The sequence below is a fragment of the Acinetobacter sp. NIPH 284 genome, from assembly GCF_000369425.1.
Classification (GTDB): domain Bacteria; phylum Pseudomonadota; class Gammaproteobacteria; order Pseudomonadales; family Moraxellaceae; genus Acinetobacter.
This window is the reverse complement of sequence record NZ_KB850011.1, coordinates 1,211,502-1,232,645: the sequence shown is the minus strand read 5'-3', so window position 1 is coordinate 1,232,645 and position 21,144 is coordinate 1,211,502. Positions and strand designations below refer to the sequence as shown.

The window sequence follows — 21,144 nt, the reverse complement described above, 5'->3', positions numbered from 1 at the left end:
TTTTGACTTAGTTTGTATTCAAATGAAAAGCAGAGCATTTGCTCTGCTTTTTTACGAGAAGTAACTTGTGTCTAGAGCAACTTTGTAGTTTTATTATGAGAATTATCCTCCTTAATTGGATTCGCATTAAAAGCGGGAAGACAATGAAAAAGCCATTACAACTTTTAATTTTAGCGAGTGCTGCATTATCTGGCGTTGCACTTGCAGACAACGTTCCTCAAACGACTACGGTCGATAAAGTGCTTGCAGCAAAAGGAGCGACTACTGCTGATGCACAGGTTAAACGTGAAGTTACCACTGTGATTAGCCCACGTACTGGTATTCGTTATACTCTAGGTGATACAGGTAATCGTCCAATCGTGTTGCAAACTGCGGCAATTGCACCTGCAAACTCTGCCAATATTAATCGTATTGTTGCATCTAATCCTGCTTTATCAGCAAGAAGCCAAGAGAAAGCAAAAGTTGCTTTAATCGGTGAAGCGGCAGTGCAAACGGCGAGTGCTCATCCACCCAAATAAATATTTAATGTCAAAAAAAGAGATGCTCAGCATCTCTTTTTTTATAAAAAGCTAGGTAAAAGTATTAGACCAATAATAATGCCGAATAATAACCATTTAGACACATAGTACAAACGACGATTACGTTGTTTTAATTCACGACCATAGGCGTGTACAGCATAGCCATATTTGAAGATGCGATTAATGAAACCAGTTTTATCTTGATCATCATTGGGTGAACTTGCAGCAGACATTACGTTTCGTCCGAACCAATGATTTACTTTCTGTGCCCAACCCCATTTCATTGGACGTTCAATATCACAGAATAAGATAATACGTGTTTCATCTGTTTGATTATGTGCCCAATGAACATAAGTTTCATCAAAAACAGTGGCTTCACCATCTCTCCAAGAATAACGCTCCTGATCGACTTCAATGAAACAGTCATCGCTATTCGGTGTGACTAAACCTAAGTGGTAGCGAACAGAGCCCGCATAAGGATCACGATGTTTCCCAAGATAACTACCAGATGGTAATTCAGTAAACATGGCAGCTTTGACAGAGGGAATACTTTCCAACAGAGCGACTGTTTTAGGGCAGAGTTGTTGTGCTGATGGGTGGCTATCTTGATACCATTTCAGATAAAAGCGTTTCCAACCGCGTTTAAAAAAAGTATTAAAACCAGCATCATTATTTTTTTCTGAAGCTTTAATTTGATTTTGAAGTTGGATCGCTTCTTCTCGAATCACTTGCCAGTTATCTTGTAATGGTTTCAGTTCTGGGAATTGCGCCACATCAAAGAACGGTTGGTTTGGGAGTTTTGAAAAACCCGTCATAAACATGTTAACTGGGGCTAGGAATGTAGAATGGTCGAATAATTGTCGAGATGCTTTTAATCGTTCCTTGCCACGATAATAAGTGTATAGGAAGCTGACTAAAAATACGGCAACGATAATCACTGCGTACATATATACAGTCGTCTAAAAAATAGGAGGTAGGTATTTTAGCACAAAAAATATTTTGCAGAATGTTGTTGTTAGACCAAGTGTAAAAGGTTTGAAATTGCCCGATGAATGGTTATCGGATGATTAATTAAGTAAATCATCCGAGAATAAGAGGTATGATTAAATTTGGTTATTTACATCATCATTTTTGGTTTCACGAATCAGTAAAAACGCGATTAAAGAGAGAATGGATGCCAAACTGAGATATAAACCAACGGCACCCAGACCATAGTTTTCTGCCAGTTTGGTGGCGATATAAGGGGCAAAAGACGCACCAAAAATACCTGCCAAATTGAATGTCAAGGCTGAACCTGTGTAGCGTACTGAGGTTGGGAAAATTTCAGAAAGTACAGTGCCAATCGGGCCATAAGTCAGTCCCATGATGGAAAGGCCAATACAGAGGAACAGGAACACCAGTATTGGGTTGCCTGAACCTAGTAATGGCGCAAAGCATAATCCGAACAGTGCTGAAAGTACGCAGACAGCAATCGAGGTATTTTTACGGCCAAACTTCTCTGCAAAAATCGCAGACAGTGGAATAAATGCTGCAAAGCATAGCGTGGCAATCAACTGTAAGCCAAGAAAATCACCGCGCGCATAACCGAGTTGAGTGGTTCCCCAGTTCAATGCAAACACGGTGGTGAGATAGAACACTACGAAGGTACAGATTGCGGCAATGGTGCCCAATACCAACATCGGGAAATGTCTGGTCATAACTTCTTTGAAAGGGACATTGACCTCTTTCTGCTTATTCAACACTTTCTGGAAAGCAGGGGTTTCATGCAGTTTTAAACGGATATACAAACCGACCAACACCAGAATTGCACTGGAGATAAATGGAATACGCCAGCCCCATGTCATAAAGGCCTGTTCAGACATAAAGGCATTCAGCAGGAGGAATGAACCTGTTGCCAGAATAAAGCCAATCGGTGCGCCAAGCTGTGGAAACATGCCATACCATGCACGTTTACCCTCTGGGGCATTTTCAGTGGCAAGTAGAACCGCGCCACTCCATTCACCGCCCAAGCCTAAGCCTTGTCCTAAACGGCATAAGGCAAGTAGCAATGGGGCAACAATGCCAATCTGGGCATAGGTTGGAAGCAGCCCGATACAGACAGTGGAAATTCCCATAGTGAGCAGGGCGGCAACCAGTGTGGCTTTACGCCCGATCCGATCACCCAGATGTCCAAAAATCGCCGCACCAATCGGGCGGGCAATAAAGGCGATGGCAAAGGTTGCCAGTGATTTGAGTACCGCAGCGCCATCACTGCTTTCAGGAAAAAATAAATGGGGGAAAATCAGCACTGCCGCTGTGGCGTAGATATAAAAGTCGAAAAACTCAATCGTAGTACCCACCAGACTGGCAAATAATACCCGTACCTTTGAATTACTGGCCACTTCAGTGGTGACAGTCGTAGCGTTTGACGACATACAAAACCTTAATGTGATTTATTCAGGAAACAGTAAAACCTGTCCTGAAATTTCTTTTGAATGCGGAATTTACCCAGCAAGCTGCCTGCGATGCATGGATTTATAATACATAGCAATAGATCGCTAAAAAGTGTAAACCTGCCCCTAATAGCACAAAAACATGCCAAATTGCGTGGCTATATCTTACCTTTTTTAAGGCATAAAACAATGTGCCAACCGTATACGCCAGTCCGCCTGCGATCAGAAGTTGTATTGCATCTCTGGAAAGATAGCGTTGCATGTCATCCATCACCAGAACGGCCAGCCAACCCATGATCAGATAGGCTGCCAGTGATACTTTCTGGAAGCGGTGAATAAACACCAGCTTAAACAATGTTCCAATCAGTGCAATGATCCAGAGGGCGATCAGTAGGTAATGTGCTTTCGCCGTTGGAATACCAATACTAAGGAAAGGCGTGTAGGTTCCAGCAATTAAATAATAAATGGCGGTATGATCCAGTTTTTTATACCAATAACGTTTACGTTCGTCCTGAGCAAAGTGATACAACATGGAGCTGCTGAGCAATAACACCAGACTCAGACCATAGACCCATAAGCTGATCCATTGTCCCAAAGGTAAACCATAGCCTTTCACAATCAGAAAAATGGCGGCAATCAATGCCAGTACTGCACCCAGGCCATGACTATAGGCATTGATCAGTTCTTCCTGTGGATCATAATCGAGTGGAGAGGTTGAAGCCATTTATAGCTCATCTGAATAAAAATACAACTGTATCGTAATGCAATTTCCCTTTTAAAGTAAGACGCTTTAGAATTTAGTTTCTATTTGTCAGGTTTTCACTATGTTTGCGCCGAAATTTTCTTTTGAACAGGAACAGCAGTTTTTCTTGGATATCCAGCAATCTATTGAAAATAAAAACTTTGAACGGCTGATTCTCAGTCAGTACAAGGGTGATCTGGCAGATCTGGAAAAAATGACTTTTCGCATGATTGAGTTGCAGGGGCAGGCAACCTTGTCTTGCCTGTATCACCACACCACTCAGGACATCACCAAAAACTATGCAATTGCTGAGGGGCTGGAGAAAATAGCAGACTTATTGGCGCAGTCTAAACAGGCAAATCTTTTTACGCTGGATCAGGATATGCAACTGAAAAAAAATAAAAAGAAAGCCATGCTGAATATCCAGAAAAAACAGGCTTCAGCAGTGAAGGTGGAACAGCATAACCGTGAAAAACAACGTTATGTACAACAGCAAAGCACGTTTTTAAAGCATCTCGGTATTACCGATGAAAAAGGACAGATCATTCCAAGCATGGCACGTAAGTGGAAGCAGATTAATAAATTTATTGAAATCTTTTCAAATGCCTATGAACAGATTGACGCTTCGCAACAGCAATTAAATATCGTTGATTTTGGTTCAGGTAAAGGTTATTTAACTTTTGCATTGTATGATTATTTACAGTCGCAACAAAAAACACCATTGATCACAGGAGTGGAATTGCGTTCCAACTTAGTCGAGTTTTGTCAGAATGTAGCTGATCAGGTAGGTTTCAATCATCTTGATTTCTTTGAAGGTGATGTACGTAGTTATCAACCTGAGAAATTGGACGTGATGATTGCTTTACATGCCTGTGATATTGCCACCGATTTTGCGATTCATACGGGTATTCGTCTGAATGCTTCAATGATTATGTGTGCGCCATGTTGTCATAAAGAACTTCGCCCACAATTACATAGCCCAGAAGTATTACAGCCGATGCTGCAATTTGGTATTCATGCGGGGCAACAGGCTGAAATGTTGACGGATACCCTACGTGCCTTATTACTGAAAGCATATGGTTATGAAACCAAAGTATTCGAGTTTGTTGCCTTAGAACATACCAGTAAAAATAAAATGATTTTGGCGACGAAACGTAAAGCACTTCAACAGCCTGATCCAAAAATTATGCAACAAATCCAAGCCTTAAAAGCCATGTATGGCATTGAAAAACAAAGCCTAGAATTATTATTGCAGGATCAGATGCCAGTCGAAAATATTGGCTGCAAATGTTAATCGAGTCTGGGGATTGTATGTATCAGGTCAAACACGGATGTTGGGATCAATTACAGCAAGATGCTAAATTGATCCGAACGCAGGTTTTTATTTGTGAACAAGGCATCACCGAAGCAGATGAGTGGGATGATCAAGATGTGATTTCTCAGCATTTTGTAATCTATGATCAAGATCAGCCGATTGCCACAGCGCGTTTGTTGCAGAACCACAGTGTAGGGCGAGTGGCTGTTGTTAAAGTCTATCGGGGGTAAGGTCTTGGACAAATGATTATGCTAGAAATTATTAGTTATGCTCAAAAGCAAGGTCTATCAGTATTGACATTATCCTCTCAAGTCCATGCGATCTCATTCTATGAAAAGCTAGGTTTTACTGTACAAGGTAATCCATATGATGAGTGCGGAATTTCGCACATTGAAATGACGATGAATCTAAATACTTTATAAATGAAAATCGTGTTGAGAGGCCTTACTCAACGGATCGTGATCAAGATGATATAAGCTCATATTTTGATGCTACTTTTGTTGGTTATGCTCAATAACTTCTGATGCAGCAGAAGCATGTTCATGTTGAGCAAGCTCTTTCTCTTGTTGGGCTTTACGTTGTGCACTAGGCATGTAATCAGGTTCTTGAGACATTGCTAAATAAAAAAAGCTGAGAAATATGGTACTTAATACGCCCACAATAATGACAAACTTCCATCCTAATACCGTTTCTTCATTTGAGTTTTTTTGTGGTGATGGTTGATTGCTCATAATAAATTCCAAAAATTAAAATTTTAAGGTTGCAGCATTAATCAATAAAACTAATAAAGCCTTAAATATTATATGGTTTTAAAATTACTTTGGGGAATTTATTTATATTTTGTATTGGATTCAATGCGTAAGAGGTCTGCAAAAGTCAGTTAAAAAAATCGCATTGTAGATATTAAAAATAGAAAAAAGCATAAATGATTGAATAATTGGGGATAGAAATAACCAAATTATTCAATCATGATTCATTCAAGATTTGACCGTGCAGCCTCAGAGGCGCTTCCAATCCTCAATCGCTTTTAAGCCTGTTTCGATCCCGACATCGTAGCTATAGCGGATTTTTGCTTTATTTTTAGAAAGTCGACCTGCCATGTTTTTTAGATCAGGGGGGCAAACTTCAAGAATTTGTTGTTTTGACGCTGAGCGAACAAATTGCACCGAATCATTGTAACGTTGAGTTCTGTTGAGCAAGCTTTGTGCAAAACCACGTTTTTGTTTAAACACATATTTAGCAAGCAACTGATCACCTTTGCTGCTAGCTTTATAATAATTCTTTGGTCGTGTTCGCAATACCATAAGTTTCGAAACATCATGTTGCTGAGCAGCCCAATGTATTGGGAGGGCATCCGCAACGCCGCCATCAAAGTATGGCTCACCAAATACGTCAACGGCTTGACGTGTGAGGACAGGGATAGAACTAGATGCTCTTAATCCATCTAAAATATTGTCTTTAGATGCTCTGATATAAGTGGCTTCACCTGAAATCGCATGGGTGAGCACCATATAAAATTCAGGGTGATTTTCAAATAGATGTGTCTGATTTAAAGGATATTCTTTTTCAACTACATCCCACATCCATTTTAAATCCAATAAATCACCGCCTTTAAAGAAGCGACCGTAATGGATAAATTCAGAGCGAAGGGAATGATCTAAATAGATTTGTAGAGTACGGCCTTGCTGAGCAGCCAAGTAATTTGCGACATTGGTTGAACCAGAAGAAACACCAACACATAGGTCAAAAGGATTAAATTGTTGCTGTAAAAATGCATCTAAGACACCGCTGGTAAATGCACCACGCATTCCACCACCTTCAACAACCAGTGCCTGACGATTTTGGTGAAGCATTGAAAATCTCGAATAACATGATAAATCCCTGTTTAACACGGATTCATCATGATCGACAATAATATTTTAGTGATGATGTTCATGCTCCGCATGCATTGTTTCTGTTGTCATCGATGACTCTGACATTTCAGATTGAGCTGCTGCTTTCTTCTGATTCATTGGCATATAGTCTGGTTCGTTGTTCATCGCCAAGTAAAAAATCACCATAAAAAGAAAACTTAAAATACAGGTGATAATGAGTGCTTTCCAACCCCAAGGTGAGGTTTCTGGACAGAGTTTTTCAGACATAGGATTTTTCCTAAAGAGAGAAAATAAATAGCCTTATAGCATAAAAGTATAATTCACTCCGTGTGCAGATGTTAATAAGCAAATCAAAAATCGACTTTTGTCCAATATGGATTACAGGATCGGATTGTTAAAATAGTCATAGTATTCAATACAATGAACACAGATTCTTTCAAGGTAGATAAGAAATTGAGCCTTTTTAAAGGCTAATTATCTATTTTGAAGATCATAATAATATTGATGAAAAACAAAATGTGATGGAGAAAAGAATGATTTTGGATTCAACGGATACGGATATTTTTGCAGCTGTTACGCAGTTTTATGTACGTTTAAGACGGGTAACGGGGCGTGTGGTTGATGTGCTTTATATGGTGGAAAATCAAGAATATGCACAGCATCTCATTGATTATGCTAAAACAATAGATGATACTGAGTTGCAAAGCCATGTGAATCATCTCACACGATCTTTTAATCTCGTGAAAGTGCCAGTTGTGGTAGAACAACCTGAGCAAGTTGTGGAACGACCTGTGCCTCAAAGAGTTTGGTTCTTAGGTTAAACCTTACTTTTTAAAGATCTAAAATAAATATTCCTCCCCCTTTGATCAAAGAGGGAGGACATACAAACAGCTTAGTTTAGAAGCGTCATACTATTTAAATACTTCACCTGATTCAGCATGTTTTCTAAGTAATGCAGGTGCTATAAAGCGTTCGCCATATTTAGAAGCTAATTTTTCTGAGCGCTGTAGAGATTGCTTAACGCCGTTTTGATTGAGGAATTGAATCGCTCCTCCTGTCCACGGTGCGAAACCGATTCCAAAAATCGAGCCGACATTGGCATCAATGACTGATTCTAGAACGCCTTCCTCATAGCAGCGTAAAGTATCGAGTGCCTGAACAAACAAGAAACGATCAATCATATCTTGTTCGGAAATATCATTGGCTTTCGTCCAGCGGCTGAGTCCATCCCACAAATGTTTTTTGCCATTTTCGGGATATTCATAGAAGCCTGCACCCGCTGCCTTACCTTTACGATTCAGCTCGTGAATCATGGTGTGAACCACTTCATCTACAGGAGTTTTTGGTAATTCCTTACCCTCAGCCTGTAAGGCTTTACGGGTTTCACTCGCAACATGTTCAGTCAGAGTCAAAGAAACCTCATCCTGAATCGCAAGAGGCCCCACAGGCATACCTGCTTTGAGCGCTGCCATTTCGATTTTCGCTGGATGCACGCCCTCAGCAAGTAGGCGCATACCTTCCTGAATGAATGTACCAAAGACACGACTGGTAAAGAAACCACGGCTATCATTCACCACAATTGGCGTTTTAGCAATTTGTTGTACAAAGTCATAAGCCTTCGCCAATGTTTCAGCAGAAGTTTCTTTGCCTTTGATGATTTCGACCAATTGCATTTTGTCGACAGGGCTAAAGAAATGTAAGCCAATAAAGTTTTTGGCATCTTTACTTGCTGTTGCTAGACCTGTGATTGGTAAGGTAGACGTATTCGATGCAAAGATTCCACCTTCAGCTAAATACTGTTCAGCTTCTTGAGTCACCTTAGCTTTGAGTTCCTGATTTTCAAACACAGCTTCGATGATTAAATCACAGCCCTGCAAGTCTGCCGCATCGGCTGTTGCTGTAATCAGTGCTAACACTTGATCGCGTTTTTCCGCTGACATACGACCCTGTGAAACACGTTTATCAAGTAGCTTTTGCGAGTAAGCTTTGCCTTTCTCAGCATTTTCTACAGATACGTCTTTGAGTACGACAGGAATGCCTTTGATTGCGGTTGAGTAGGCAATCCCTGCACCCATCATACCTGCACCTAAAACACCGACTTTCTTCGCTTGCCATTTAGCAATTTCAGCAGGACGACTCGCACCTGATTTAATTGCATTTAGACCATGCCAGAATGTACCGATCATGTTCTTGGAAATCTGACCTACTGTCAGTTGTGTAAAGTAACGTGATTCAATACGAAGCGCGGTATCTACATCGACTTGCGCACCTTCAACTGCGGCAGCCATGATTGCTTCAGGTGCAGGGTAGCAACCTTTGGTTTTGTCACGTAGCATGGCAGGGGCAATTGCAAGCACTTGTGCAACCGCAGGCGTTTTAGGATCACCACCAGGGATTTTGTAGCCTTTCACATCAAATGGTTGCTGTGATTTTGGATTAGCTTTCACCCAAGCAATCGCTTTTTCCAACAGCTCTTGTTCATTCTCGGCGGTGTCATGTACCAAGCCGAGAGATTTTGCTTTATCGACACCAAATTGCTTACCTTCCATAAGAAAAGGAAATGCATTTTGTAAGCCGAGCAGACGCACCATACGCACGATACCACCGCCACCAGGAAGTAGACCTAAAGTCACTTCAGGTAAACCAAATTTAGTTTTTGGATCATTGATCGCAATACGATAATGACAACCTAAAGCGATTTCCCAGCCACCGCCAAGCGCCGTACCATTTAATGCGGCAACAACAGGCACACCTAAAGTTTCGATTGTACGTAAGTCACCTTTGAGTTTTTCAATCATCTTGAAAAATTCAGTGGCATGTTCAGGTTGTACCTGAATCAGCTCATCTAAGTCACCACCAGCAAAGAAGGTTTTCTTAGCTGAACGGAAAATAATACCTTTCAGATCAGTTTCAGCTTTCAGTTTTTGACTGACTTCATCTAAAGCATCACGGAACTCTGCATTCATGGTATTTGCAGATTGACCCGATGAATCAAGGGTAAGAATTACAATATTGTCAGCGTTTTTTTCGTATTTAATAGCGCTCATACATCATCGTCCTAAATTTATTTCTTAAAAACGCTGGCGAAGCAGCGCTTGCGAGGCGGAAATATTTGAAAAAAACGCAGTTTACGAGGTGTAAATGAGCATTTTTGAAAGTGTTTCCAACGTGGCAAGATCAATGCAGCCAGTTTTTATACCAACTCAATGATGGTGGCAATCCCCATTCCACCACCGACACATAATGTTGCTAGACCACGTTTTTTACCTTGACGCTCTAATTCATCTAACAAAGTTCCTAGAATCATGGCACCAGTTGCCCCTAATGGATGTCCCATCGCAATCGCACCACCATTGACGTTGACTTTCTCAGCAGGAACTTTCAGTTCTGTAATAAAACGCATCACCACAGCTGCAAAAGCTTCATTCACTTCAAATAAATCAATATCGTCGATACTCAAGCCAGCCTTTTGCAATGCCTTACGTGCCGCAGGGGCAGGACCTGTCAGCATAATAGTTGGGTCTGTGCCGACCAATGCGGTTGCAAGTACTTTGGCACGAGGTTTTAAGCCTTGCTCTTTAACTGCTTTCTCAGAAGCCAATAACACCACCGCAGCACCATCAACGATCCCTGAGGAGTTACCTGCATGATGAACGTGATTAATTTTTTGCGCTTCAGGGTACTTCTGTAAAGCAACAGCATCGAAGCCCATTTGACCCATCATTTCAAAGCTAGCATTCAGTTTTGCTAAACCTTCAACTGTGGTATTTCCTTTGATAAATTCATCTTTTTCTAAGATTGTTACACCTGCATGATCTTTCACAGGTACAACTGATTTATCGAAATAACCATTTGCCTGAGCGGCAGCAGCCTTTTGTTGCGAACCGACCGCAAATGCATCTACATCTGCGCGGCTATAACCATCTAAAGTTGCGATTAAGTCTGCACCTACACCTTGTGGAACAAAAGACGATTTCAAATTGGTTTCTGGATCAAGCGCCCATGGACCACCATCAGAACCCATTGGAATGCGTGACATTGACTCCACACCGCCAGCAACCACAACATCTTCCCAACCTGAACGAACTTTTTGTGCTGCCAAGTTCACCGCTTCTAAACCAGAAGCACAGAAACGGTTGATTTGTACGCCTGCGACATCATCATTCCAACCTGCAGCAATCGCAGCAGTTTTGGCAATATCCCCACCTTGATCACCAATCGGTGTCACACAACCGAGAACGATATCATCGACTTTAGATGTGTCGAGTTGATGGCGTTGTTGTAATTCATTCAATAATGTTGTGAGTAAAGTAATTGGTTTTACTTCATGTAATGAGCCGTCTTTTTTTCCTTTTCCGCGTGGTGTGCGAATGGCATCAATAATATAGGCCTCGCTCATAGCTGTTCCTTGTATTGCCTTAAATTAAAATCATTGTGCTTCGAGTGTACTCAATTTAAGTGGCAGTGCAATGATGATAAACATTGGCAAGCTTGATGTTTTTCGCCAATTTTAATCGTTAAAATGGCATGCATAAATAAAATAAGGAAAACACCATGAGTCAAATCCAGTTTTTTAGCAGTCAGGATCGGGAAATACAGTTAGAGGTTAATCTAGGACAGGAAACTGTTTGGTTAAGTCAGGCATAGATGGCAGAGTTGTTTGGCACAAAACGCCCTGCAATTACCAAACATTTGGGAAACATCTTTAAAGTTGGTGAACTTGAACAAAGTTCAGTATGTTCCATTTTGGAACATACTGCGAGTGATGGCAAAATTTATCACTCTCAGTTTTATTTTATTGAAAGAGATTGTTGAATAATAAAGAGATCGGTCCGTATTCTCAAAGTCAGCGGAATAGATAGCCTGAGCTTTCAGACTATCTATATGCAGTGATTTATAAATGCTGTCCGTGTAGTTGGCGATATAAACCAGGCGTAACACCTGTCCATTTCTTGAAGGCACGGTGGAAGGTACTGGTTTCGCTAAAGCCAACTTGTTGAGCAACATCTTCAAGGGTAAGGTTTGGTGTTAATAATAAATGAATTGCAGCATCACGACGTAAGGCATCTTTGACCCCTTGATAGCTTTTACCTTCCGCAGCCAAACGACGACGCAATGTTTGAGGTGATAAATACAACATTGATGCAACATCATTGAGGGTTGGCATTTCTTCACCAATTTGGCTCTTCAATACATCTCGGATACGTGAAGTGAGTGAGTTGGTATTCTTGAATTTTACCAGTAATTGTGCAGGTGCCGCTTTCAAAAACTCTTCCAAGGTTTTGTCATCTTGGCGTATTGGTAAATCTAGATAATCAGCAGCAAATGTGATTTCCGTACGTTGTGCATCGAATTGCATCACAGGCGCAAAGAACAGCGCATCATATTCATCGGCGTGGTTAGGGCGTTCATAGCCAAAATGAACACGTTCCAGTGGCAGGCGGCGTTCGATTAACCATGATGCAAGTCCATGCCAAATCATCAGCATGCTTTCAGTAATAAAATGATCAGGGTCAAGCGCTTTAGGAATGTGAGGCACTAAACGTGCTTCATGCTTGTCACGTTCCAAGCTTACCGACCATTCATCTCCAAACAATTTATAGAACTGGGAGGAGAGTTCCAGTGCCTGTCCAAGTGTTTTCGAATGTATGATTAATTGGCACATAATGGCAAATGTACCTAAACGACGAGGCTGTACATCAAAACCTACGTGTTCATCTTGAGTGACCATCCATAACATTTTGACAAAACGAGTATATTGCTCAGGGGAGATTCGCGCTTTGGGTTGACGCAGCAGTTCTGCCTCAATTCCAACATGTGAAAGTAATGTTTCAACGTCCATGCCAAGGCGTTTAACACCTGTTAAAGCCGCATTCACGAAGTGGATGCTGATCGTATCACGGCTCATATTGAATCCTTCAGTTTCTTTACTATTCACGATAATTGACCTAAATAACCGTCTAAAATATCTAATTGAGCAATTGACAAGAAAAAAATATTGCTCACTAAGTACATGTTAAATTGCCGAAACGATCAAGGTAAATGGCTGAACATGACATTGTTTTTGTGTTTATCCGAACCTAGTATAAAAGAAAATTTGAACAAATCGAGTAAAAATTATTATGCCATCTGCTTTAAAAGGATTGAAAGTCCTCGATTTTTCTACTTTATTGCCTGGTCCATTTGCAAGTATGTATCTTGCGGATATGGGTGCAGAAGTGATCCATGTGGAATCTCCAACGCGTCCAGATCTCGTGAGAATTATGCCACCCTATGCCAATGGGCAAGCCACAGCACACAGTTATCTGAATCGAAATAAACAGTCGATTGCGCTTGATCTAAAAGAGCCAAACAATATTGAACTGATCAAAAATAAAATTTCTGAGTTTGATATTGTCTTGGAACAGTTCCGTCCTGATGTCATGCGCCGTTTAGGTTTGGACTATGAGACTTTGGCAGAGATTAATCCACGTTTAATCTATTGCTCGATTACGGGATATGGCCAAACGGGAAGTTATAAAGATCGGGCAGGGCATGATATTAACTATCTGGCCCTTGCAGGGATTTCTGGGCATAGTGGCCGTCAAGATAGTGGCCCACCACCACTTGGAATTCAAATTGCGGATGTGGCAGGTGGTTCTTTGCATGCGGTGATTGGTATCTTAGCTGCGGTTGTTGAGCGTCAACGTAGTGGTCTTGGACAATATATTGATATTTCCATGACAGATTGTGTGGCAAGTTTAAATAGCATGGCTGCTTCTGCAAGTTTGGCAGGTCAGACGCCACAAGCACCAGAACAAGGGATGTTAAATGGTGCGAGTTTTTATGATTATTATGAAACCAAAGATGGACGTTATTTCTCTGTCGGAAGTTTAGAACCACAATTTATGGCAGGTTTGGCAGCTGCTTTAGAATTGCCATTACTTCTTGCCAAAGGCACATCATTTGATCCTCAAGACCGCCAAGCGGTGAAACAAGCATTGCAGGAAAAGTTTAAGAGCCAAGATTTTGTAGTATGGCAGCAACTTTTTAAAACCTTAGATATTTGTGTGGAACCTGTCTTGAGCCTTGACGAAGCATTGGTTTCTCCAATTGCTGAACAACGTGGTTGGGTCGTGGATGTACCATTATCTGAAAATAGTGAACAAACCGAAGCGCAATTGGCATGTCCAATTAAGTTCTCACGTTCACAAATTAAATATGCCTTTATTGGTCAGGGTCTAGGTGAGGGTAAGTGGTAGGTAATATGTGATATTTATCACTGGATTGTTAAGATGTTGTATAGATCTACTTCGATCTCAATAAAATTCTAGGTTGACAAGATACTGAGGCGCAGTGATGTTCGTTGCAGTAAGCCAAGATAATTATCTTCGTGCATTCAATGTTTCAAATGGCGATAAGTTATCGGAAGCACGTTTACCTGCGGGTAGACAGGTGACTCGAATAACCTATGAAATCAATGGCAAGCAATATGTGGTGATTATAGCGGGTGGGCATGGTTCATTTGGGACGAAAAAAGGTGATTATTTAGTCGCTTACACATTGCCAGATAAGAACTAATTTCATTTAGAAAATGATTGTAAAAGCTCAGATTTGTCTGAGCTTTTTCTATTTGCGGCAATTAGATAGGCTTATCAATAAAATCGTTATTAAATATGCAAAAAAAGCATTTTGTTGATGAATAAAAGCTCGCTATGCTAGTCACCTTTATAATGAATGACTAGCCATACGCCATGTATTTATATACGGATTTCGATCAACAACTGATTAACCAACGTGTTGCTCAGTTTCGCGATCAAACAGAACGCTATTTAGCAGGAAAATTAACAGAAGACGAATATCGTCCATTACGTTTGCAAAATGGTCTGTACGTGCAACGTTATGCACCTATGCTCCGTATCGCTGTGCCGTATGGCTTGATGAATACTAAACAACTCAGAAAAATTGCTGAAATTGCGACTGAATATGATCGTGGTTATGCCCACGTTTCAACTCGTCAAAATATTCAGTTGAACTGGCCTGCTTTAGAAAATGTACCTGATATTCTTGCTGAGCTAGCAACAGTACAAATGCATGCAGTACAAACCTCAGGTAACTGTATTCGTAATACCACGACTGATCAGTTTGCAGGTGTGGTTGCAGGTGAGATTGCAGACCCACGTCCGACGTGTGAATTGATTCGTCAGTGGAGTACTTTCCATCCTGAATTTGCGTTCTTGCCACGTAAGTTCAAGATTGCAGTTTCTGCTTTAGAAGAAACAGATCGTGCTGCAACAGCTTTCCATGATATTGGTGTTTATATCGTTCGCAATGAAGCGGGCGAAATGGGCTATAAAATCATGGTTGGTGGTGGCTTGGGCCGTACCCCAATCATTGGTAGCGTAATCCGTGAGTTCTTGCCACGTGAAGATTTGATTGCTTATTTAGAAGCGACTTTACGTGTCTATAACTTGCATGGTCGTCGTGATAACAAATACAAAGCACGTATTAAGATTTTGGTGAAAGCATTAACACCACAGGTATTTGCCGAAAAAGTTGAAGCCGAATTTGAACACACACGTGAAGCATTGAAGATTCAGCCTGAGATCTTGAAAAAATTAGATGAAGAATTCACTCCGTTTGATTATCAAGAGTTAGAAGATCAAGATTTCACAGCATTGTTTGCTGAATATCCTAAATTTAAACAATGGTTTAACGTCAACACCAATGCGCATAAAGTCAAAGGCTATCGTATTGTGACGATTTCCCTAAAACGAGCAGGCGTTGCCCCTGGTGATGTCACCAGTGAAGAAATGAACTTAATTGCAGATTTAGCAGATAAGTACACTTTTGGTGAGTTCCGTACAACACATGAACAAAATATTTCACTTGTGGATGTACCACAAAAAGATTTATTTGAATTATGGCAAACCTTAGAACAGAACAATATGGCACGTGCACATATTGGTTTTATTACCGATATTATTTGCTGTCCTGGCGGTGATTTCTGTTCATTGGCAAATGCGAAATCAATTCCAATTTCAGAAGCGATTAGCCGTCGTTTTGATGATTTAGATACGATCTATAATCTTGGTGAACTTGATCTGAATATCTCAGGCTGTATGAATGCTTGTGGTCATCACCATGTGGGTAACATTGGTATCCTTGGTGTAGATAAAAAAGGTGCAGAATTTTATCAAATCACGCTAGGCGGTAACGCGAATCATGATGCATCTATCGGTGATATCTTAGGACCATCGTTTGCTGCTGATGCCGTTCCTGATGTGATTGAGGAAATCCTCAATACCTACCTTGACTTACGTACTGAGGGTGAGCGTTTCATCGACACGTATCGCCGTGTTGGTATCCAGCCATTTAAGGAGCGTGCTTATGCTTAATACATCGCTACAAGTGCTTTTTAAAGATGGCACAATTACAGACAACAGCTATCAAGTGATTGCTGAAGAGGGTGGTGTTCCAGCAGGTGATGTTGTTTTAACAACAGCACAACTTGATCAATTGCCAAATGTACAGGGCAAAAAAGCGTTATACATTACTTTTAATGATTCACCTGAAACTCATCAATTTCCATTAAATGAATTAGATGCGATCTTCATTGAGTTCGCAGGTTTCAATGATGGACGTGGTTATTCATTTGCAGCATTATTACGCCGTCAAGGTTATCAAGGCGAGTTACGTGCTGTCGGTGATATCTTTAAAGATGTTTTAAACTATTTAAAACGTTCTGGCTTTGATAGCTTTGTTATCAAAGAGGGCAAGGATATTCACGAAGCGGCTGCTGGACTTCAGGATTTTACCCATCCTTATCAGGCTTCAACCGCAGTGCCACAAGCCAGTTACCAAACAGGTGCTTAAGCTCATTTAAGTGAAAAAGCTGAACTACGGTTCAGCTTTTTTATTGATGATGATTGAATCCAATAAATTGAAGAAAAACAATGCTGACCTTTATTGCAAAAATAAATCCTGGCGTGATATGGCTGCTTTTCGCCATCGCAACTGATGTGCTTTCCACTTTTTATTCTGCCAAAGGCAATGGATTGGTCAATAAGCTTGATCAGGGTATCGCTTTGGTTCTCTATATTGTTTCTTTTACTTGTGCGGCCATCGCCTTGAAATATATGCAGGCAGGCATTCTCTATGTGCTCTGGTCAGGAATTGGCGTGATCGCGACAGCCGCGTTGGCAAAGGTATTTCTGGGGCAGCATATTGATTTAGCAGGGTGGGTTGGGATTGGATTTATCACTATCGGATTAATGATTATTGCTCAGTATTCTAATATTGATGTTTAAGGGTACTATCAGAAAAGATTATTTTGATAGTACCTGATATGCTGCTTATATATCTTCAAGCTGACAATTGACCATCCACTTGATTCCGAACTGATCAGTGAAAGCACCATACAGTGCGCCCCAAAAGGTTTTTTCTAATTGCATTTCAATATGGCCACGTACAGAAAGCTGGTTGAATAAACGTCGTGCCTCCATTTCATCGTGTTCAATATTGATTGAAATATAATGATTGTTGCCTTGAGTGAAAATACTATTCGGAGAGCAGAACTGATCATTAACGTCTGAACCCATGAGTACGGTATATTCATTAATAGGTAAGGAAACATGCAGAATTAAGCATTTATCTGCTTCTGATAACATAACCCCTTCTGTAGGTGGCATATCACCATAGCGACTGATCATTGCGAACTCACCGCCAAAAACAGATTGGTAAAAAATAAATGCTTGTTCAGCTTGTCCTTTGAAATTGAGGTAATGGTTGAGCTGCATGAGGAAACTCCTTGTTGTTTTTTTATACAGCCCATAACTTATCGGGATTTTGATAATTGGTGCATTATTTTTTGTAATTATGAAAATAAAAAATCCTGCACTTGGCAGGATTTTTAGTTAATCGAATTAATGATTAGATCAATTCAATTGCAACTGCTGTTGCTTCACCACCACCAATACAAAGCGCCGCAACACCTTTTTTACCACCAGTGCGTTTAAGTGCATGAATCAACGTCAAAATGATACGTGAACCCGTAGAACCAACTGGATGACCAAGTGCACAAGCACCGCCATTAATATTGACTTTTTCTGTATCTAATTTGAAGTCATCAATTGGGCACATTGTAACCATTGCAAAAGCTTCATTGATTTCCCAAAGATCAACATCTTGTGCATCCCAACCAGCTTTTTTCAAAACTTTTTCAATCGCCCCTACAGGAGCAATCGTAAATTCAGAAGGATGTTGAGAGTTTGATGCGGTTGCAATAATTTTTGCTAAAGGTTGTAAACCACGTTGAGTAGCGACTTCACTAGAGGTTAACACTAAAGCAGAAGCGCCATCAGAAATTGAACTCGCATTTGCCGCAGTAATCGTACCGTCTTTTGCAAAAGCAGGTTTCAAACTTGGAATTTTGTCAATTTTTGCATTTAATGGTTGTTCATCTTGATCAACAACAACATCACCTTTACGGCTAGACACTGTTACTGGAACGATTTCATCTTTGAAATAACCTTCAGTAATTGCTTTCTGTGCACGTTGTAGAGAACGTATAGCGAAATCATCCATTTGTTCACGTGTATAGCTACGTTTATTTGCCATATCTTGTGCAAATGATCCCATTAAGCGGCCAGTTTCTGCATCTTCTAAACCATCAAGGAACATATGATCCTTAATTTCACCATGACCCATGCGATAACCTGCGCGTGCCTTAGGTAAAACATAAGGAGCATTGGTCATTGACTCCATACCACCCGCAACCACGATTTCAGCACTACCAGCTTTGATCATATCTGCAGCTTGCATCACAGCTTTCATGCCAGAACCACAAAGTTTGTTAATGGTTACTGCACCAGTAGAATCAGGCAAACCTGCTTTACGCATAGCTTGACGAGCTGGACCTTGTTTTAAACCTGCTGGTAACACACAGCCCATGATTACTTCTTCTACATCAGTAGGCTGTAATCCCGAACGAGCAATTGCTTCTTTAATGGTGATTGCACCTAATTCGGGTGCAGTTGCGCTTGATAATGCGCCTTGGAAGCCGCCCATTGCTGTACGAGCGCCATTGACAATTACGATGTCAGTCATTGTGTGTCTCCAGACTTATAATTTGCAGAGAATGTTCAAAACCTATGCAGTATATTAAAAAAAGCATGCGAATAAAGTATTTTACGTCGTTTAGGCTAGACTGAAGAGTTTTTAACACGTGGTAATTTCTTTACTACGTATGTGCCCCATATTGCTGAGAATTAATTGAGTATGATGATTAGAATCATTCATACAATAAAAGAAACTTCCATTTGAGCCTCTTGGTAGCCCTGTATCACCTTGGAAAGTAAGTGAATTTATTCTTAATGTACCCCTCCAATCTAATTTCCCATACTTATAATGAAATGCTGTGGAATACAATAAAGGATCATTTGAATCACGTTGCCGGTTAGCATTTAAATCAAGGAATCCGATTAGTCCACTGTTCCAATCTGAATCGCAGCTAGTTAAGTCTTTACTTGCGCATAAAGTCACATTTTTATGATGAATCTGTGCGTCAGATTTGGATTTTTGTATGTAAATTGTGAGTGTTCTTTTCATATGATTTACTTCATTTGAAATCAATAATTGATTCAAATAAGGTAAACTGAGGCATGCTAGAATCGCACAAATAGCAAGTGTGACCATTAATTCACTCAGAGTGAATCCTCTAACTTTTAACATTTTTTTACCTTTTGATAATTTTGTAATTTTTTTATTAACAAAGTGTTAAGTAATTACTGTATTTATTAAATTAAGTTTAGTATTAGAAAACTAACCATTACTTAATCAAGCAAATACTGCTAAAATTGAAGAAAGCGAACAATAAGCTATTCGAGCTTTAAAGTTGAATTGAAAATTTACTGAACTACAACGGAAATTGTAAGAAATTTTGTCAATAATTTACGAGGTTAAAGTTATCAAGCACTTGGAAAATTCATCAAGTGTTTGTATGATTCAAAGTGAAGTGAATAGCTTAAAAATAATACTGTGAACACTTCCGTGTTTATGGGGCCAAAAATCATAGGCTAAGCTTGAACAACAAACAATTGTTATCTCTGGAGGATATCCATGAAATTGAGTCGTATCGCACTTGCTATGCTTGTTGCTGCTCCTTTAGCTGCTGCTAATGCGGGTGTAACAGTAACTCCATTAATGCTTGGTTACACATTCCAAGATTCTAAGCACAACAACAGCACTGAAAACTTAACAAATGCTGGTGAGTTACAGGACGATTTATTCGTTGGTGCAGCTCTTGGTGTTGAATTAACACCTTGGTTGGGTTTTGAAACTGAATACAACCAAGTTAAAGGTGACGTTACTAGTGCAGCACCGAATGGTGAATACAAGCAACAACAAATCAACGGTAACTTCTATGTTACTTCTGATCTAATCACTAAAAACTACGATAGCAAAATCAAGCCATACGTATTATTAGGTGCTGGTCATTATAAATATTCTTTCACTGATGCTAACGAAGCTCAATTGGGTCGTGTTGGTCGTGGTTTGAAAGAAGAAGGTACTTTAGGTAATGCTGGTTTTGGTGCTTTCTGGCGCTTAAATGATGCTTTATCTCTTCGTACAGAAGCTCGTGGTACTTATAACATCGATGAAGACTTCTGGAACTACACAGCTCTTGCTGGTTTAAACGTAGTTCTTGGCGGTCACTTGAAGCCAGCTGCTCCAGTAGTAGAAGTTGCTCCAGTTGAACCAGTACCAGTTCAACCACAGCCACAGCCACAGCCACAAGAATTGACTGAAGACCTTAACATGGAACTTCGTGTATTCTTTGATACGAACAAGTCTGACATCAAGCCACAATACAAGTCTGAAATCGCGAAAGTAGCTGAGAAATTAGCTGAATACCCGAATGCGACTGCACGTATTGAAGGTCACACTGATAACACTGGTCCACGTAAGTTAAACGAACGTTTATCTTTAGCTCGTGCTAACTCTGTTAAATCAGCGCTTGTTAACGAATATAACGTTAACGAATCTCGCTTGACGACTCAAGGCTTTGCTTGGGATCAACCGATTGCTGACAACAAGACTAAAGAAGGTCGTGCCATGAACCGTCGCGTATTCGCTGCGATCACTGGTAGCCGTACTGTTCTTGCACAGCCAGGTCAACAAGCTCAATAATTTGAGTTTTTGAACTGAATAAAAAAGCGACTCTGATGAGTCGCTTTTTTATATGGGTTTGCATACAAGTGATTTGAATATATAAACATTTTAA

General features: G+C 40.3%; 21 protein-coding genes and 2 pseudogenes. 11 read left to right on the top strand and 12 right to left on the bottom strand.

From position 1 onward, the window contains the following. Nucleotides 1-143 precede the first annotated feature (143 nt). On the top strand, nucleotides 144-518 hold the full coding sequence (locus F908_RS11810; protein WP_005162130.1) for a hypothetical protein: 375 nt from the start codon (nucleotides 144-146) through the stop codon (nucleotides 516-518). 41 nt (nucleotides 519-559) lie between these two features. On the opposite strand, the gene lpxO is transcribed toward F908_RS11810, so the two are convergent. The 3 genes from lpxO to trhA form a co-directional block, all read right to left on the bottom strand. After that, on the bottom strand, nucleotides 560-1,465 hold the full coding sequence (lpxO, locus tag F908_RS11805) for a lipid A hydroxylase LpxO (protein ID WP_005162128.1): 906 nt from the start codon (nucleotides 1,463-1,465) through the stop codon (nucleotides 560-562). A gap of 156 nt (nucleotides 1,466-1,621) precedes the next feature. Then, nucleotides 1,622-2,932, bottom strand: coding sequence for an MFS transporter (locus F908_RS11800; RefSeq protein WP_005162126.1), 1,311 nt, complete (start codon nucleotides 2,930-2,932; stop codon nucleotides 1,622-1,624). A 100-nt stretch (nucleotides 2,933-3,032) separates the two neighbouring features. Then, a complete protein-coding gene (gene trhA / locus F908_RS11795; RefSeq protein ID WP_005162123.1) occupies nucleotides 3,033-3,674 on the bottom strand; it encodes a PAQR family membrane homeostasis protein TrhA in 642 nt (213 codons plus the stop codon). A 100-nt stretch (nucleotides 3,675-3,774) separates the two neighbouring features. Between trhA and F908_RS11790 the strand changes: the two genes are divergently transcribed. Continuing rightward, a complete protein-coding gene (locus tag F908_RS11790; protein ID WP_005162120.1) occupies nucleotides 3,775-4,986 on the top strand; it encodes a class I SAM-dependent methyltransferase in 1,212 nt (403 codons plus the stop codon). Nucleotides 4,987-5,003: 17 nt separating this feature from the next. Continuing rightward, a pseudogene (locus F908_RS11785) lies at nucleotides 5,004-5,429 on the top strand (GNAT family N-acetyltransferase). Nucleotides 5,430-5,498: 69 nt separating this feature from the next. Here F908_RS11785 and F908_RS11780 read toward each other — a convergent pair. The 3 genes from F908_RS11780 to F908_RS11770 all read right to left on the bottom strand — a co-directional run bounded on the left by F908_RS11780 (nucleotide 5,499) and on the right by F908_RS11770 (nucleotide 7,148). Next, nucleotides 5,499-5,738, bottom strand: coding sequence for a hypothetical protein (locus F908_RS11780; protein ID WP_005162113.1), 240 nt, complete (start codon nucleotides 5,736-5,738; stop codon nucleotides 5,499-5,501). Nucleotides 5,739-6,005: 267 nt separating this feature from the next. Then, nucleotides 6,006-6,860 carry a patatin-like phospholipase family protein gene (locus F908_RS11775; RefSeq protein WP_005162111.1) on the bottom strand — a complete coding sequence of 285 codons (855 nt, stop codon included), beginning with the start codon at nucleotides 6,858-6,860 and terminating at the stop codon, nucleotides 6,006-6,008. 66 nt (nucleotides 6,861-6,926) lie between these two features. Continuing rightward, nucleotides 6,927-7,148 (bottom strand): hypothetical protein, encoded by a 222-nt coding sequence (locus F908_RS11770; RefSeq protein ID WP_004664735.1) that lies wholly within the window; start codon nucleotides 7,146-7,148, stop codon nucleotides 6,927-6,929. A gap of 266 nt (nucleotides 7,149-7,414) precedes the next feature. Between F908_RS11770 and F908_RS11765 the strand changes: the two genes are divergently transcribed. Beyond that, on the top strand, nucleotides 7,415-7,702 hold the full coding sequence (locus F908_RS11765; RefSeq protein ID WP_005162108.1) for a hypothetical protein: 288 nt from the start codon (nucleotides 7,415-7,417) through the stop codon (nucleotides 7,700-7,702). Between the two features lie 90 nt (nucleotides 7,703-7,792). Here the strand turns inward: F908_RS11765 and F908_RS11760 are convergent, their stop codons facing one another. Further along, the gene (locus F908_RS11760; protein ID WP_005162106.1) at nucleotides 7,793-9,928 is read right to left on the bottom strand and encodes a 3-hydroxyacyl-CoA dehydrogenase NAD-binding domain-containing protein; all 2,136 of its coding nucleotides are present in this window, start codon (nucleotides 9,926-9,928) and stop codon (nucleotides 7,793-7,795) included. Between the two features lie 146 nt (nucleotides 9,929-10,074). Beyond that, complete coding sequence (locus F908_RS11755) at nucleotides 10,075-11,280, bottom strand: acetyl-CoA C-acetyltransferase (RefSeq protein ID WP_005162104.1); 1,206 nt, start codon at nucleotides 11,278-11,280, stop codon at nucleotides 10,075-10,077. A gap of 248 nt (nucleotides 11,281-11,528) precedes the next feature. Between F908_RS11755 and F908_RS15995 the strand changes: the two genes are divergently transcribed. After that, complete coding sequence (locus F908_RS15995) at nucleotides 11,529-11,696, top strand: virulence RhuM family protein (protein WP_005162100.1); 168 nt, start codon at nucleotides 11,529-11,531, stop codon at nucleotides 11,694-11,696. Nucleotides 11,697-11,775: 79 nt separating this feature from the next. Here F908_RS15995 and F908_RS11750 read toward each other — a convergent pair whose 3' ends face one another. Next, the gene (locus F908_RS11750; RefSeq protein WP_005162097.1) at nucleotides 11,776-12,789 is read right to left on the bottom strand and encodes an AraC family transcriptional regulator; all 1,014 of its coding nucleotides are present in this window, start codon (nucleotides 12,787-12,789) and stop codon (nucleotides 11,776-11,778) included. 214 nt (nucleotides 12,790-13,003) lie between these two features. Between F908_RS11750 and F908_RS11745 the strand changes: the two genes are divergently transcribed. The 5 genes and pseudogenes from F908_RS11745 (at nucleotide 13,004) to F908_RS11725 (ending at nucleotide 17,170) form a co-directional block, all read left to right on the top strand. Beyond that, the gene (locus F908_RS11745) at nucleotides 13,004-14,122 is read left to right on the top strand and encodes a CaiB/BaiF CoA transferase family protein (RefSeq protein ID WP_005162095.1); all 1,119 of its coding nucleotides are present in this window, start codon (nucleotides 13,004-13,006) and stop codon (nucleotides 14,120-14,122) included. An 88-nt stretch (nucleotides 14,123-14,210) separates the two neighbouring features. Further along, a pseudogene (locus F908_RS11740) lies at nucleotides 14,211-14,441 on the top strand (hypothetical protein); the annotation flags it as partial. A 173-nt stretch (nucleotides 14,442-14,614) separates the two neighbouring features. Continuing rightward, nucleotides 14,615-16,258 (top strand): nitrite/sulfite reductase, encoded by a 1,644-nt coding sequence (locus F908_RS11735; RefSeq protein WP_005162090.1) that lies wholly within the window; start codon nucleotides 14,615-14,617, stop codon nucleotides 16,256-16,258. Beyond that, a complete protein-coding gene (locus F908_RS11730) occupies nucleotides 16,251-16,736 on the top strand; it encodes a DUF934 domain-containing protein (RefSeq protein WP_005162082.1) in 486 nt (161 codons plus the stop codon). The genes F908_RS11735 and F908_RS11730 overlap by 8 nt, the downstream gene beginning before the upstream one ends. Nucleotides 16,737-16,816: 80 nt before the next feature. Next, nucleotides 16,817-17,170 carry a DMT family transporter gene (locus F908_RS11725; protein WP_005162078.1) on the top strand — a complete coding sequence of 118 codons (354 nt, stop codon included), beginning with the start codon at nucleotides 16,817-16,819 and terminating at the stop codon, nucleotides 17,168-17,170. A gap of 45 nt (nucleotides 17,171-17,215) precedes the next feature. Here F908_RS11725 and F908_RS11720 read toward each other — a convergent pair whose 3' ends face one another. The 3 genes from F908_RS11720 to F908_RS11710 all read right to left on the bottom strand — a co-directional run bounded on the left by F908_RS11720 (nucleotide 17,216) and on the right by F908_RS11710 (nucleotide 19,592). After that, nucleotides 17,216-17,659, bottom strand: a complete 444-nt coding sequence (locus tag F908_RS11720; RefSeq protein WP_005162075.1) for a VOC family protein — start codon at nucleotides 17,657-17,659, stop codon at nucleotides 17,216-17,218. Nucleotides 17,660-17,792: 133 nt separating this feature from the next. Continuing rightward, the gene (locus tag F908_RS11715) at nucleotides 17,793-18,968 is read right to left on the bottom strand and encodes a thiolase family protein (protein ID WP_005162073.1); all 1,176 of its coding nucleotides are present in this window, start codon (nucleotides 18,966-18,968) and stop codon (nucleotides 17,793-17,795) included. Nucleotides 18,969-19,079: 111 nt separating this feature from the next. Then, entirely contained in the window at nucleotides 19,080-19,592 is a 513-nt protein-coding gene (locus F908_RS11710; protein ID WP_005162070.1) for a GspH/FimT family pseudopilin, read from the bottom strand. 387 nt (nucleotides 19,593-19,979) lie between these two features. Between F908_RS11710 and omp38 the strand changes: the two genes are divergently transcribed. Next, nucleotides 19,980-21,050: an outer membrane protein Omp38 gene (gene omp38, locus F908_RS11705; RefSeq protein WP_005162068.1), complete on the top strand. Its 1,071-nt coding sequence runs from the start codon at nucleotides 19,980-19,982 to the stop codon at nucleotides 21,048-21,050. The last annotated feature ends 94 nt before the right edge of the window (nucleotides 21,051-21,144 follow it).